The following is a 14,179-nucleotide window of genomic DNA, read 5'->3' as shown; positions in this document are numbered from 1 at the left end:
AGTTAGTGTACGTTACCCATTAATCGTTTCATTAATGGTCCAAAAACTAATACTACAGCGCCTGCAACTAAAGCATAGATGGCAATTAGTCGAAATCCATCTAAGTATACATCCAAGGTCTCTAATCCCCCAACGTTACTGTCGGTACTTTCAATGGCCAATTGTTTAGAAATAAACCCTACTATCTGAAAAGCATAAGCAGAGGACAAGAACCAAACTCCCATCATAAAGGCTACAATTCGTTTCGGAGATAAATCGGTGATTTTAGAAAGCCCTACGGGGGACATGAACAATTCACCAACAGACAGTATGAAATATAACCAAAGTAAATATGAAAATGGCACCATTCCATTTGCATCAGCCGCTCCTCCACTAAGAGAAACAATATAAAAGCTGACCCCAGCCAAAATCAAACCTAAACCAAACTTATATGGAGTTCTCGGATTCAATTTCTTTTTGGCCAAATATGTCCAAACTAGAGATATAGGTATGGCCAGTATAAAAATGAACATCGAGTTCAAGGCATTTGTCTGACTTGCATTGATAAGGGATAAGTTGACATTACGTGCAGCAAACAGGGTTATTACACTACCGTGCAACTCATGAAAACCCCAAAAAATTGTCATAAAAAACGTAATGAGAAGTGCCATAATAAGTTTTTTTCGCTCATCAGGGGTAGATTTCATAATAATATTCCCCATGTAAACTAAAATGGCAATCCCTATAACTTTAAAAAGAACGTTAACTATATTTTGATCTTCGAAAAAGCTGCCTTCTGCCCCTAAAGATTTATAAGAGTATAATAAAAAAGCTATCAAAGGAGCTGATAGAAAAGCTAAAATAGGAATCAATTGTTTTTGCGGAATTCCCATTATTTTTCTTTCATACACTTCCATACTTGGCGGTCTTCCTCCTTCACCAAAAACATTTTTCTTAATTCCGCTCCAAAAGAATAAAAGTCCTGTTAACATTCCTATTCCAGCCAATCCAAACCCATAGTGCCAACCATAAGTTTCACCCAACCAACCGCAGAGCAAAGGTGATACAAAGCCACCTATATTTATTCCCATATAAAAAATGGTAAAGCCCGAGTCTTTTCTAGGGTCACCATCTTTATATAGTGTACCAACAAAGGTTGATATATTCGGTTTAAAGAATCCATTACCTACTATAATAAATGCCAATGCCAGAAAAAATGCTGTATTACTTTCAATTGCAAGCACAAAATGGCCTAAGGCCATCAAAATACCCCCTAAAAAAATTGAGGAACGCATCCCTAAAATAGAATCAGATATTTTACCACCAATTACTGTAGAGGCATATACCAAAGAGCCGTATGAGGCATAAACCGCTGCTGCTGCATAATCACGGGTTGAAAGTGCTTCGAAAATAACATTGACCATATAAAGGGTCAACAATGCACGCATTCCATAAAAGCTAAATCGCTCCCATAATTCAGCAAAGAACAAATAGAACAACCCTTGTGGGTGTCCAAAAATTTCTTTTTCGCTAGCTGGTTTTACTGTATCTGACATATTTTAGTTGGTTTAGTTATAGTTTTTCTCTGATAAACTTGGTCATCTTAGTGTACAGATGCAATCTTGTATTTCCGCCGTAAATACCATGGTTTTTATCGGGGTATACCGCCCAATCAAATGCTTTATTCTCTTGAATTAGCGCCTCTATCATTCGCATTGAATTCTGCACATGCACGTTATCGTCACCCGAACCATGCACCAACAAATAATTACCTTTTAGTAACTCAGGATAGTTAAAAGGTGATTCATTATCATACCCATCAGGATTTTCTTGTGGAGTACGCATAAATCGTTCCGTATAAATAGTGTCATAAAATCTCCAGCTAGTTACTGGAGCAACCGCAATTGCAGTTTCAAAAACATCATTACCTTTTAAAATGCAATTGGTGCTCATATGCCCTCCAAAGCTCCAACCCCATATTCCGGTTCGGTCTTCATCTATATAGGGCAACTCACTGAGTTTTTTAGCGGCGGCAATTTGATCTTCAGTTTCATACTTGACCAAGTTCAAATAGGTAACTTTTTTAAAATCACTGCCTTTTAAGCCTGTTCCACGACCATCTACACAGACCACGATATAGCCTTCTGAAACCAAAAGTTGGTGCCAGTAATCGTTTGCGCCCATCCAACGGTTTGCAACTTGTTGAGATCCCGGACCACTATATTGGAACATTAACAAGGGGTATTGCTTGGTTTCATCAAAATCGGCTGGCTTCATCATCCACATATTCAAATCATTTCCATTGATATTGATAGTTGAAAACTCTTTAGACACTAGCTCATAAGATGCTAGTTTTGTCAAAAGTGCAGCATTATTTTTAATATCTTTTACCTTTTTGCCATTTGATGCCTTGTGCAAGGTGTATTCTGAAGGTATTGAAGCGCTATTGTAGGTATTAATAAAATAGGTGTAATCAGCACTAAATGCAGCGCTATTAGTTCCCTCTTTTGTGGAAAGGTGTTTTTTGTCACCACCGCTTGAACTTATGCTGTAAACATCTCGATTTATTGAACCATTTTCGACCGATTGATAATAAATACGATCTTCATTTTGATCATACCCATAGTAGTTGGTCACTTCCCAAGGGCCTTTTGTAATCTGATTCATTAAATTACCGTCTTGGTCATATAAATAAAGGTGGTTGAAGCCATCTTTTTCGCTAGTCCAAATAAAACTATCATCCTCGAGAAATGTCAGGTTATCATGAATGTCAACATAAGCGCCATCCTTTTCTTCAATAAGGGTTTTAACAGAATTGTCTTGGGCATTCACTTCATGCAAAATCAAATGGTTTTGATGACGATTCATAGTCTGCATACTCAAAAAATTAGGATTATTCATCCATTTGATCCTTGGAATGTAATACGCCCCTTCAACATTAACATCACTTATGGTTTGCGATACTACATCATACAAATGCAAAGAGACTTTTGCATTTTCCTCTCCCGCTTTTGGATATTTGAATTCATGTTGAAAAGGGTAGAGATTAGTACCATAAACATCCATCGAAAAGTGAGGAACGTTGGTTTCATCAAAACGCAAAAAAGCAATTTTGCTACCATCACTATTCCATTCAAAAGCTTGAACAAAAGAAAACTCTTCTTCGTATACCCAATCAGTGATACCATTTATAATGGTTCCATAACTTCCATCATCTGTAACTTGCTGGGTGTTTTTTGAAACTAAATCTAATACGTACAGATTATTCTCTAAAACATAAGCCAACTTAGAGCCATCGGAAGACAATTCAGGCTCTTGTATCTTTCTTTCTGAGATTTTTATAAGATTCTTACTTTCAATATTATAAACATAATACACGCCTAAACGTGAGCGTCTGAATATTGGCTCAACTTCAGTGGCCAAAATAAGCTTTGATTCATCATCACTAAATTCATATGACGTAAAAGGAGGGATTTCTTGATTAGAGCTAACTATTGTCTCTACCTTTTCTAAAGTCTTATAATTGTATTTATCAATGCTACTTGAATTGGTAGTTCGATTTCTATTTAAAACCGTATACTGGGTTCCGTTTTTCATGGAGCGCAACACATCCATTCGCTTCGTTATGAAAGCGCCTCCCCATATCTCTTCAAGGGTGATTTTTTGTTTTTGAGCTATAGAAAAGGAACTGAATAGAAAGGAAAAAAGGAGAAGAAAAGTAAGTTTTCTCATTACCATAGAAATTTTTAAAACTATCAAGTTTACTAATAATTTACCGAATAGTAAACTTTAGTTGCCGATTTGCCAAACAATAATCGGACCGCATATGGTATTTGCTATATTTGAACTCAGAAGAAAAAGCTATGCATACTCCTATCGAAGGGTTTTCAAAACTTACCAAAGCAGAAAAGATTGATTGGCTTTCTGAAAACTGCACCACTGATGCCGAAAAAACAAAGCAACTATTAAAACGCTATTGGAATGCAAATAGTTCAGTTCAAAAGATACATGATGAATTTATAGAAAACACAGTCTCCAACTACTATTTGCCTTTTGCCATTGCTCCTAATTTTCTTATTAACAATGCATTATATGCCATACCCATGGCAATTGAAGAGAGTTCCGTAGTTGCCGCAGCCAGTAAAGCTGCAAAATTTTGGTTGGATAAAGGAGGGTTTAAAACCACCGTTCTAGGTACTGAAAAAGTAGGGCAAGTACATTTTATGTACACAGGGAATAAGAAAAAACTACTTCAATTTTTTGAAACTATCAAAGCTTCTTTTTTTGAAGATACCAAGGCAATTACCCAAAATATGAAAAAGCGTGGTGGTGGCATAAAAGATCTTGAACTCCGGGATAAAACAGATAAGCTTGCCAATTATTATCAACTTCATTGCACCTTCGAAACCTTAGATGCTATGGGGGCGAATTTCATCAATTCTTGTTTAGAGCAATTTTCAAAAACACTTCAAAAAGAGGCAGATGTGTATTTTGATTTTTCGGCTGATGAGAAACAGCTAGAAGTTGTAATGAGCATATTGAGTAATTATGTTCCAAACTGTATTGTTAAAGCTGAGGTAAGTTGCAAAATCAAAGAACTTGATGAAGATGAACTTAGTGGCCAGAAATTTGCCGAAAAAATGTTACAGGCAATAGATATTGCTAAAGCAGAAACGTATCGTGCTGTAACTCACAATAAAGGTATCATGAATGGTATAGATGCAGTGGTATTGGCTACCGGAAACGATTTTAGGGCCGTTGAAGCTGGTATTCATGCTTATGCTTCTAAAACTGGGGAGTATTCGAGTCTGACCCATGCCGAAATAAAAGATGGTGTTTTTCGATTCTGGATTGAAATTCCCTTGGCTTTAGGCACGGTTGGTGGGCTTACTTCTTTGCACCCTTTAGTAAAGCTTTCGCTCGAAATTCTTCAAAAGCCAAACGCTGAAGAACTCATGCAAATAGTTGCTGTAGCCGGCTTAGCCCAAAATTTTGCAGCACTCCGCTCTTTAGTGACTACAGGAATTCAAAAAGGCCATATGAAAATGCACCTATTAAATATGCTTAACCAATTGGGTGCCACTGAACAGGAAAAGCAGCAATTGGTTGCCCATTTTAAAGATAATGCTGTGACCAATGCATCTGTTAAAGAGGCGTTAGAAAAAATTCAGACACACTAATGCGGAGAGAATTCTATAGCAATGGAAAACTATTACTTACCGGTGAATATGCTGTTTTAGATGGAGCACGAGCTTTAGCGATTCCTACTAAATATGGTCAAAGTTTGACGATTCAAGAAAATGACTCCGGATACTTACAGTGGAAAAGTTTTGAACATCAACAAAGATGTTGGTTTGAGGTCAAATTCTCAATGCCTGAATTAAATCTTATTTCATACTCTGATCAAAAAACAGCAAATACCCTTCAAAATATCCTATTAGCGGTAAGACGGATAAATCGAGAGTTTTTGACGTATGAATCTGGCCTAGCCATAACAACTAGTTTAACGTTTCCAAAAAATTGGGGATTGGGAACATCATCTACTCTAATCAATAACATAGCTAGTTGGGCCTTAGTAGACCCTTATGTTCTTCTCGAGCAAACTTTTGGTGGAAGTGGATATGACCTTGCCTGTGCAAAACATGACAAACCCATAGTTTATCAATTAAATGATGGCAAAGCCACCATTCAAGAAATCAATTTTAACCCTTCTTTCGATGAACACCTCTATTTTGTTTATCTCAATAAAAAGCAAAATAGCCGCGAAGCAATTCGCAACTATCGCGAACAGGCTTTTGACCGATTAGAATTAGTAAACGCAATTTCCGTACTAACAAACAATTTAATTGAAGTAAAAACACTTTCAGAGTTTGAAATACTGCTGCAGGAACATGAATCTATGCTTTCAAAGGTACTTCGAATCACAGCCGTTCAAGAAAATTTGTTTTCAGATTATTTTGGAGTGGTGAAAAGCCTTGGTGGTTGGGGTGGCGATTTTGTGCTTGCCACCGGAAATGAAAAAACCCCTGAATATTTTAAATTCAAGGGTTTTGAAGTTGTGATTCCTTATAAAAATATGACTTTATAAGAATCCATTCTCTGGAAAAGTCAATTGTAAGGTCTAATAAAAAGTAGCTCGGTTATCCTCAATCTCAGCACCCTCTTTCAATGCATTATAAACAGCTGTATTCACCGCACTACGGTTTGATGTGGTCAAAGTATTACTAAAGGTGCTAAAATTAGGTAAGGTAATAGCATCATCTCTCTTTGTCACTTTAATCATAAATACACCTGTTTCCCCTTCAAGTAAGCTTGAAGTTTGACCTTCTTCAAAAGCGAATGCATTACCAACAACCATTGGTTCTCTGCCTGCACCAGGTATTGTTGGTGACTTTCTGGTCAAAGCGGATGCATTTGATATTGTCACATTATTATCCTTAGCAAAATCATCAATACTTTTACCTTGATTTGAGGCCATAATTTGTTGTGCCTTACGTTTTTTTCTAATTTTCGGCAATGCAGTAGTAGAGGCATCTTCTGTTGCCATTAAGCCGTCTTTGTACATTTTGGTAAGTTGTACAACGGCGTAACCATTGGTCAAATCGAAGCGCTTGATGTCACCTACTTTAGTATCATCATTAAATGCCCATTGTACGATATTACGTTGTGTGCCAAGACCAGGTAGATTCTCATCCATTTGCTTTAATTTATTTACGGGCAGTAGGGCATATTCACTTTCTTTTGCAATATCTCCAAAAGACTCGGCAGCGGCATCTATGGCTGCCATTTCAAACTTGGTTGCATCAGTAAACAATGAATTGACGGTTTCATCTGAAGGCTCTATCTCTCTAGATAGGGTTGCCACCTGCAGAATATCTTGCTTGTCATCAACTTTAATAATATGAAAACCAAATTCAGTTTCAACTAGCCCAATAGAACCAACTTCATTTCCAAAACAGAAATCATTGAATTCATCAGCCATAATTCCCTCTTGAAAATATCCCAAATCCCCACCTCTTGGTGCAGAAGGTCCATCTGAATTATCACGGGCCAATGCAGTAAAATCAGCACCATCTTTTTTGGCTTCAACCAATAATTTGTTTGCTTCTTCTTCGGCTTCTTCTTTCGTTCTTTTTATTTCAGGATTTGCTCTAGTAGCACCTTCATAAACCACTAAAATGTGACTTGCCTTTGCACTCCCATTTGGTTTAACATCCATCACTTTTGAAACCTTAAAAAAGTCACCATCTCGGTAAGGTCCATAAATACCACCCTTTCCTAAATTCATCAAAGTATCAGCGGCTACGGCAGGTAAATCTTTTTGAGCCTTATAAATAGTATCAAACTTTGTATCAGAATTTCTATCTAAGAAGGCCATTATATCTTTTGTATTTCTGAATCCTGCAATGGTGTCTGTTTCATTTCTTTCCTGAATATATTCAACAGTATCATTCAAGAGACCGACTACAGCTCCTTCCACGGCATTTTCATCTTCTAAAGAAGCTTTTTCCTCAAAAAACACAAAACGAATATCTCTTGCTTTTTCTTGTTTATAATCGTCGGGATTATCTTTAATAAAGGCTGCTATTTCATCTTTAGAAACCTGTATTGTGCTATCAGCAATACTAGAATATGGAACTCGCACATACTGAATATCTACTTTATCATTGGTCAGTTTATAATCAAATTGACCTTCGGCCAAAGTAGCGCCAGCACCTGCTTTTATTAAATTGAAATACAACTGTTCTTTGGCAGATTGCATAATCGATTTTTCAATTTGCAACCAATTGTCATATCGTAATGGATCGGTTTCTTTCCAATCTGCAATTGCAGTTTTAAAGACCTCTACATTAAAAACACCATTCTCATCTTGAAATGATGGGTCTTGCGCGTAACCCGTATTTTTTATGAAATCAACTATTTGATCACTTTCAACGTCTATTCCCAAATCTTCAAACTGCTGATTTAACAAAGTTCTGCGTACCTCTTGATCATATACTGTGTTGACCAATTGCGTCGAAGAAAGGTTTGTTCCATACTGTCGCTGTGCCTGTTCTAACTTAGAATTAAAATCTTCCATGGATATGGGTTCATCATTGACCTCAGCTAGTGTCGAACCTACCTTACCTCCCGCAAAATCATTGTTTGTGAAAACACCAGAAATCACAAAAGCAAACAATGCCATACCAATTATTAAAATTAGTACTGTTGTTCGTTTTCTTATATTCTCTAAAATTGCCATTTTATGCCTTGTTATCTATAATTTCAGTGCGCGAAAATACCATTTTCTTTTCAAATAGGAAAGCCTAAAAGACAGCTAACAGCCTTTCAAATAATCACTTTAAAGAGATTATTCATCTTTTAAACGATGTACACTTACCAAATCGATTTTATTGTTGGAAACTTCCAATATGTGAAATAAAAAATTATCAATTTTAATTTCTTCATCTTGTTCAGGAATTTCTTCAGTTTCACTCATAATAAGGCCCCCCAAAGTTTCAAAATCGTCACCATCAGGAAGTTCTAGTTTATAATTTTCGTTAATATAATCAACTTCTAAACGAGCCGAAAACTTAAATACATTCTCGCTTAGCCGTTCCTCGTGTAAATCGGTGGAATCATGTTCATCTTCAATCTCTCCAAAAAGCTCTTCAACGATATCTTCTACAGTCATTATGCCTGAAGTGCCACCATATTCGTCTAAAACAACCGCAATGCTTTTTCTTCGTTTTGTTAATACATTCAAGATTTCATGCACTAACATGGTCTCTGGCACAAACTCTACCGGCAATAAAATACTTTTTATGGTCTTCGGCTTTTTAAAAAGTTCATATGAATGTACATACCCTATAATATCATCAATAGTCTCTTTATAAATCAATATTTTAGATAGCCCTGTTTCTGTGAAAAGTTTGGTGAGGTTTTTTGGAGTTTCATCTAATTCAACGGCAATAATTTCTGTTCTAGGTACCATGACCTCACGAGCCTTGACCTCTGAAAACTCCAATGCATTTTGAAATAGTTGTATTTCTGAATCAATATGATCCTCTTCTTCAACAGCTTCCATCTGTTCTGTGATATAGTCTCCTAATTCGATTTTAGTAAACGCCAATTGCACCTCATCACCTTCTGTTTTAAAAAAGGTTCTTAAAATAAAGTCAGAGACCTTGATTATAAACCAAGAAACTGTGGAAAAAAGAACATAAAAAAAGTACGCGGGTATTGCAAAGATTTTAAGTAACGTGTTTGAATAAATTTGAAACATTACTTTGGGCAAAAATTCTGCAGTCAGCAAAATGATAATAGTTGAGATTATGGTTTGCGATAAAAGACTGAAATCTGTAAGTAGTAAATTGATAAAACTTGAATTAGTGGGCAATAAACCCGCAAACCTATCCATCAATAAATCACCCATGAATAAACCATAGACCACTAAAGCTATATTATTGCCTATGAGCATAGTAGCTATGAACTTTGATGGCTTTTTAGTGAGCAAGGCCAATACTTTTGCCAAAAAGCCATCTTGCTTTTTTTCAAGCTCAATATGTATTCTATTCGCAGATACAAAGGCGATTTCCATTCCTGAAAAAAATGCTGAAAAAAGCAGTGATAATATAATTATGAGTACTGAAAAATCCACAATTAATTATCCTTTTTCCTTGCCCTTTCTTCAAAACGTTTACGATATTTTCTTCTAAAAAAGAACATCGCAAGTGATACAACAGCGAAAAAAATAAAAATATAAGTCTCTTTTGGCGCTGCTGCCCATAAAGTAATTATTTTATATATAGAGGCTACGGCTACAACCAAATACAAATACTCCGTATACTTTAAAATCTTTACCATTTTATTCTTCTGAAATTGTCATTAACCCAAATGTTTTATGGGCATTAAAAAAAGTAAATTCTCTATTAAAATCCATACCCTCACCATCCATTACAGTGCCATCTTCAGGGTTAGTATATGTGAATTTTTCCTCTGTAAAAATCCATTTGTTTCCTCGATCGTAAAATAATTGTGGTGTTTCCAACTTTTTACCATCATGAGATGTGAGAACAACATTGCCTTGCAAATCAATAACACTTGTTTTTGAATATATAATGGCATAATCTGCTACTATCACACTTTTTTGGTCTTTCTCATTAAAAAAATCGAGTTGTAAGCCTTCTGGAAATTCTTTGTAACCAAAACTTAGATTATCAAAATCTTTATTTATGGGGCTCTTTAAAATTGCCACCACTCTTGAAACCGAAGAATCTTGAGTCGAAAGTTCTTTTACAGCTTCTGTGTATGTAAGCACAAAATTTTTAGCTACACCTTGTGGATAAATGTTAGTGGCAGCTTCTTCGCCCACTCGTTTATAATTGTCACCACAGCCTAAAAAAAGGATTGCCACAGTAAATACTGTGGCAAATCTCTTACTATAATATTTTATAGGTGTTTTCAATCTTATAAGTTAGGAACTTTAATACTACCGCCAACCCAGCAACTAAAGGTCACTGTTTTACCAGCCATACCTGCGTTAAAAATCATTGTTTTATCAGGAGCTCTTTGCGTATAACTCGCTGCAGTTTTATTTGCTCTCGACTTTAAAGAAGGATCTACTCGACCGGCTTTACGTGCCATATCAGCCGCTTTCCAATAAATAGCCCTCTTTTCAAAAGGTGTACTACCACAAGCGTTAGCGCTACCGGCATATAAATTGGCAATTAACAAATAAGCTTTGCCATTTGATGAATTTGCATTAATTGCTTTTTGAGCATAGTTTCTTGCTTGAGATTTACTGTTCTTCCTAACAATAGTCGCAATCTTATAAAGAATATTAGATTTTCTATACGAATCCGCTTCCAATTCAACCGCTTTGTTAAAATCGGCAATAGCACCTTTACTATCCCCAGATTTAGACTTAAGTGTTCCAAGATATACATATACGTCAGCAGATGGGTCAAGTTCAGCTTGTACTTCCACCATTTTACTAAACAAAGGATCGTCAGTACATTCTTTGCTAAACATTCTACCTACAGCTCTCTTTACCCAAGTAACATCGGCCTTCTTAGCCTCAAAGCTTTTTTCATATAGTGGTATTAAATTACCACAATCAGCTAATGCACCCAATTTGGAATCAATACTACCAGAAATTTTACCATATGACTCAGAATTCACTGTAGCCGCTCTTTTTTGTCTTTTTTCTTTAGACGTTAGGGCAGTGCCAGCGTCTTCTTTTGCTAAAATCTTAGAAAGAACTCCCGTAAGCTTCTTATTCTCTTCTTCAACTTTTTCAGTTACATCATCGTAGACATCAAAAACTTCCTGAAGGTCTTTTTTACCTTCATTGTGCAAATCAACTAAACTTGAAAAATAAAGATATAGTGCCTTAGGATTCTTAAAATTCTTTTTGTCTTCTTCAAAAGCCTTGCCCAACATGCCATATAACTCATCGTTTGATGCCATCTTGTTATCATACATTAACAAACCTTTATCAATCTCTCTGGCGGCCATTGGGAATTTATCGGCAAAATATTTCCCACTATCATCATATAGCTGCATCAAATCTTGTATATAACCGTCTTTATCAGCTCCAGATGAATTCTTGATTTTGTGCTTTAAAATTTTCTCGCCATAAGAAAAGTTGGCCTTATTAATATCAGGACAAGCCTCTAAAACCATTTTCCAAGGCTCATAAGCTGCATCATAATTTTTAACTTTCGCATGCTCTGCATAAATTGAGAGGTTTGTCATGCATTCAGGGTTCTGAGCTTGGGCCATACTTAAACCCATCGTCATAATGACAGCTATCATCGTTAAGTAGAGTTTCTTCTTCATCTTATTAATTTTAAAGTGGTTAATGTACAAATTTTTATAAAACTAACTTACAGAAGGTTGGTTAGACCTTGGTTATTTATGAAATATTTAAAAAAAACTTTAGTTTATTTTTCTTTTAATAAACCATTTGTCATTTAATGACAATCCAACGTTTATCTTAAAATAACTTTCTTCTATTAGTCCTGCATCGGTAGTACCTCTTCTTCCCAATTCAAATCCTAGGTTTAAATTAGAAAAACTAGCACCCAACGGTAAACCAAAACCAAAAGTTATGCCAAGATTGTTTATCTCCTTATTATTAACAACTAAACCCGTTTGTTCATAACGTAATCCTGCCCGGTAGGTAATTCTCTTAAAATACCCTGACAGGGAGCGGTAATCAGGTATAAAATAAGTTCCGAACGCCATAACGCTTGCATCTTCATAAACCACATTTTCTTGTCCGAGAAAATCATTGCTAAAATCACTGAATTGTTGAAAACTGTACTCACCACCTACAAACCACTTTTTATTTTCACCAAAACCGAGACCTATAGTGGCCATTGTCGGTATTTTTAGTTCAGTGTTTTTTAGTCCTTGAGCATCTAAATCAACATCAAAAACCTCTATTTCTCCACTATTTAATGAAAAAGAACCTATCCGCTCACTGTTTTTAGAAACCAGATTTACTTGGGTATTAATTCCAATGTGCGAATACAAGGTATACTTGTCTTTAAAAGTGGGAGTATAATTTAAAGCATAGTTAAAATCAAAACCATTAATTTTTGATTCCCTATTGTCTAAAGTGCCAAATTGAACATTTTCTACACTTTGAATTCTTTGATAATCTAAAGTGCCAAAATTATAGTTAATTGTAGCTCCAAGACTAAGATTTTTTATTGGTTCAAAACCTATGGACAAATAAGCTCGGTTCAGCCCACCCTCACCGCTAAAAATATTGGTGACCGTATCCTGAGCAGTATTCAGAGTTTGTTGATTAAGACTATAACCAACGGATGAATATGGCATAAGTCCAAACCCTATACCTACATTTTTAGCAATGGGGAAGCCAATAGCTAAATAATCTAAATTGGTCACTGATGCATTTTGTTGTTCTGTAGCATCTTTAAGCCTAAATTCACGATGTGAAATACCTGCAGTATATGTTGTTAACCTTAATTGAGAATATGCACTTGGGTTTTTAAGGTTAAGATGTATACTATCAGCATACATTCTTAGCCCGCCCATCATCTGATTTTCTACTGTACCACCATTTCTAAAATCGCCAATACCAAAATATGAGTAAGGAGAAATAGTGCCATTTTGAGCATAAGTACCAAAAGAGAAAAGGCTTATGCATCCAATCAGAAAATTCTTGACCATCTAGTTTTTATTGTATTCCAGCAGGTAATTTAACCCCTCCAACAGAAATTTAGAATTCGCAAATATGGAATTTTTTAACCGTTTGGCAAAAAATTGAGCGTCACCGCCTGTTAAAATAACTGTTAAAAGTTGAAAGCGGTCTTTATATTGATTTATAACCCCATCCAATTCTTGACAAATACCATTGATCACACCACTTTGCATTGCTTTTTCTGTAGAATTGCCAATAAAATCTAAAAAGTCCTTGGCATCAAGCAACGGTAGCTTCGCTGTCTGTGCACTCATTGCTTTAAAACGCATTTTAAGCCCTGGAGAGATGGCCCCTCCAAGATATTCTCCATAGTCGTTTATCATCTCATAGGTTATGCAAGTACCCATATCAATAACCAGTGTGTTCCCTTTAGGATTTTTATAAAAAGCAGCGGTTGCTAGAGCAATACGGTCAATACCAAGTGTTTGTGGATTTATGTAGCTATTCTTAAAAGGAACTTTAGACTTATGTGATAGCATATGAACTTTGCAAAAAAGCGTTAATACTTCATATTCTTTTTTAGGAAAATCACTTACCGAAGCTATAATAGCATGGTCAATTTTTGGATATACTTCAAAAAGCTCTTTAACCATACTTAGAAAAAGGGCAGATTCAGAGTGCTGGTCAACTACTATTTCATATTTATCGAAAACGGCATATTTGACCCTCGTATTACCAATATCAATCACAAGATTCATAATGCAAAAATACAAACAAACCTGGGTTTGTTATGCTGCGATAAACCAATTACAATTAAATCAAATACAAAGTTTTGGCAATAACTACCATATGCTTATGATTATCATTAGTAACTCGCACTAGAAAATTAGCTAAGAAGCGTGTATAAACAAAAAACCTCGCAAATTGCGAGGTTTGAAGTGGTGCCTCCAGGAATCGAACCAGGGACACATGGATTTTCAGTCCATTGCTCTACCAACTGAGCTAAGGCACCATGCTCATTAAAGCGGCTGCAAATATAATTTC

Annotated in this window: 11 protein-coding genes and 1 tRNA gene; 2 read left to right on the top strand and 10 right to left on the bottom strand. The window is 35.8% G+C overall.

What is annotated here, in order from left to right:
• Positions 1 to 2: 2 nt before the first annotated feature.
• Positions 3 to 1,535, bottom strand: a complete 1,533-nt coding sequence (locus tag RM706_RS06910; protein ID WP_311350296.1) for a peptide MFS transporter — start codon at positions 1,533 to 1,535, stop codon at positions 3 to 5.
• Positions 1,536 to 1,551: 16 nt separating this feature from the next.
• The gene (locus tag RM706_RS06905; protein ID WP_311350295.1) at positions 1,552 to 3,711 is read right to left on the bottom strand and encodes a S9 family peptidase; all 2,160 of its coding nucleotides are present in this window, start codon (positions 3,709 to 3,711) and stop codon (positions 1,552 to 1,554) included.
• 131 nt (positions 3,712 to 3,842) lie between these two features.
• Between RM706_RS06905 and RM706_RS06900 the strand changes: the two genes are divergently transcribed.
• On the top strand, positions 3,843 to 5,159 hold the full coding sequence (locus RM706_RS06900; protein ID WP_311350294.1) for a hydroxymethylglutaryl-CoA reductase, degradative: 1,317 nt from the start codon (positions 3,843 to 3,845) through the stop codon (positions 5,157 to 5,159).
• Complete coding sequence (locus RM706_RS06895; protein ID WP_311350293.1) at positions 5,159 to 6,067, top strand: GYDIA family GHMP kinase; 909 nt, start codon at positions 5,159 to 5,161, stop codon at positions 6,065 to 6,067. The genes RM706_RS06900 and RM706_RS06895 overlap by 1 nt, the downstream gene beginning before the upstream one ends.
• 33 nt (positions 6,068 to 6,100) lie before the next feature.
• Here RM706_RS06895 and RM706_RS06890 read toward each other — a convergent pair whose 3' ends face one another.
• The 8 genes from RM706_RS06890 to RM706_RS06855 all read right to left on the bottom strand — a co-directional run bounded on the left by RM706_RS06890 (position 6,101) and on the right by RM706_RS06855 (position 14,147).
• On the bottom strand, positions 6,101 to 8,221 hold the full coding sequence (locus tag RM706_RS06890; protein WP_311350292.1) for a peptidylprolyl isomerase: 2,121 nt from the start codon (positions 8,219 to 8,221) through the stop codon (positions 6,101 to 6,103).
• Between the two features lie 108 nt (positions 8,222 to 8,329).
• A complete protein-coding gene (locus tag RM706_RS06885; protein WP_311350291.1) occupies positions 8,330 to 9,619 on the bottom strand; it encodes a hemolysin family protein in 1,290 nt (429 codons plus the stop codon).
• Positions 9,620 to 9,621: 2 nt separating this feature from the next.
• Positions 9,622 to 9,825 carry a hypothetical protein gene (locus RM706_RS06880; RefSeq protein WP_311350290.1) on the bottom strand — a complete coding sequence of 68 codons (204 nt, stop codon included), beginning with the start codon at positions 9,823 to 9,825 and terminating at the stop codon, positions 9,622 to 9,624.
• Between the two features lies 1 nt (position 9,826).
• A complete protein-coding gene (lptC, locus tag RM706_RS06875; protein WP_311350289.1) occupies positions 9,827 to 10,426 on the bottom strand; it encodes an LPS export ABC transporter periplasmic protein LptC in 600 nt (199 codons plus the stop codon).
• Positions 10,427 to 10,428: 2 nt separating this feature from the next.
• On the bottom strand, positions 10,429 to 11,802 hold the full coding sequence (locus tag RM706_RS06870) for a tetratricopeptide repeat protein (protein ID WP_311350288.1): 1,374 nt from the start codon (positions 11,800 to 11,802) through the stop codon (positions 10,429 to 10,431).
• 99 nt (positions 11,803 to 11,901) lie between these two features.
• Entirely contained in the window at positions 11,902 to 13,164 is a 1,263-nt protein-coding gene (gene bamG, locus RM706_RS06865) for a BamG family beta-barrel-assembly machinery protein (protein ID WP_311350287.1), read from the bottom strand.
• Positions 13,165 to 13,893, bottom strand: a complete 729-nt coding sequence (locus tag RM706_RS06860) for a type III pantothenate kinase (RefSeq protein WP_311350286.1) — start codon at positions 13,891 to 13,893, stop codon at positions 13,165 to 13,167. It abuts the gene before it with no gap.
• Between the two features lie 181 nt (positions 13,894 to 14,074).
• Positions 14,075 to 14,147 (bottom strand) — tRNA-Phe (locus RM706_RS06855).
• Between the last annotated feature and the right edge of the window lie 32 nt (positions 14,148 to 14,179).

The sequence above is a fragment of the Croceitalea rosinachiae genome, from assembly GCF_031846445.1.
Lineage (GTDB): Bacteria > Bacteroidota > Bacteroidia > Flavobacteriales > Flavobacteriaceae > Croceitalea > Croceitalea rosinachiae.
The sequence above is the reverse complement of the archived record's forward strand: the minus strand, read 5'-3'. Positions and strand labels throughout refer to the sequence as shown.

Excerpts from the sequence above, each read along its gene's own strand:
- RM706_RS06910 (WP_311350296.1), bottom strand. The coding sequence starts at position 1,535 with ATGTCAGATACAGTAAAACCAGCTAGCGAAAAAGAAATTTTTGGACAC.
- RM706_RS06905 (WP_311350295.1), bottom strand. The coding sequence starts at position 3,711 with ATGAGAAAACTTACTTTTCTTCTCCTTTTTTCCTTTCTATTCAGTTCC.
- RM706_RS06900 (WP_311350294.1), top strand. The coding sequence starts at position 3,843 with ATGCATACTCCTATCGAAGGGTTTTCAAAACTTACCAAAGCAGAAAAG.
- RM706_RS06895 (WP_311350293.1), top strand. The coding sequence starts at position 5,159 with ATGCGGAGAGAATTCTATAGCAATGGAAAACTATTACTTACCGGTGAA.
- RM706_RS06890 (WP_311350292.1), bottom strand. The coding sequence starts at position 8,221 with ATGGCAATTTTAGAGAATATAAGAAAACGAACAACAGTACTAATTTTA.
- RM706_RS06880 (WP_311350290.1), bottom strand. The coding sequence starts at position 9,825 with ATGGTAAAGATTTTAAAGTATACGGAGTATTTGTATTTGGTTGTAGCC.
- RM706_RS06870 (WP_311350288.1), bottom strand. The coding sequence starts at position 11,802 with ATGAAGAAGAAACTCTACTTAACGATGATAGCTGTCATTATGACGATG.
- bamG (WP_311350287.1), bottom strand. The coding sequence starts at position 13,164 with ATGGTCAAGAATTTTCTGATTGGATGCATAAGCCTTTTCTCTTTTGGT.
- RM706_RS06860 (WP_311350286.1), bottom strand. The coding sequence starts at position 13,893 with ATGAATCTTGTGATTGATATTGGTAATACGAGGGTCAAATATGCCGTT.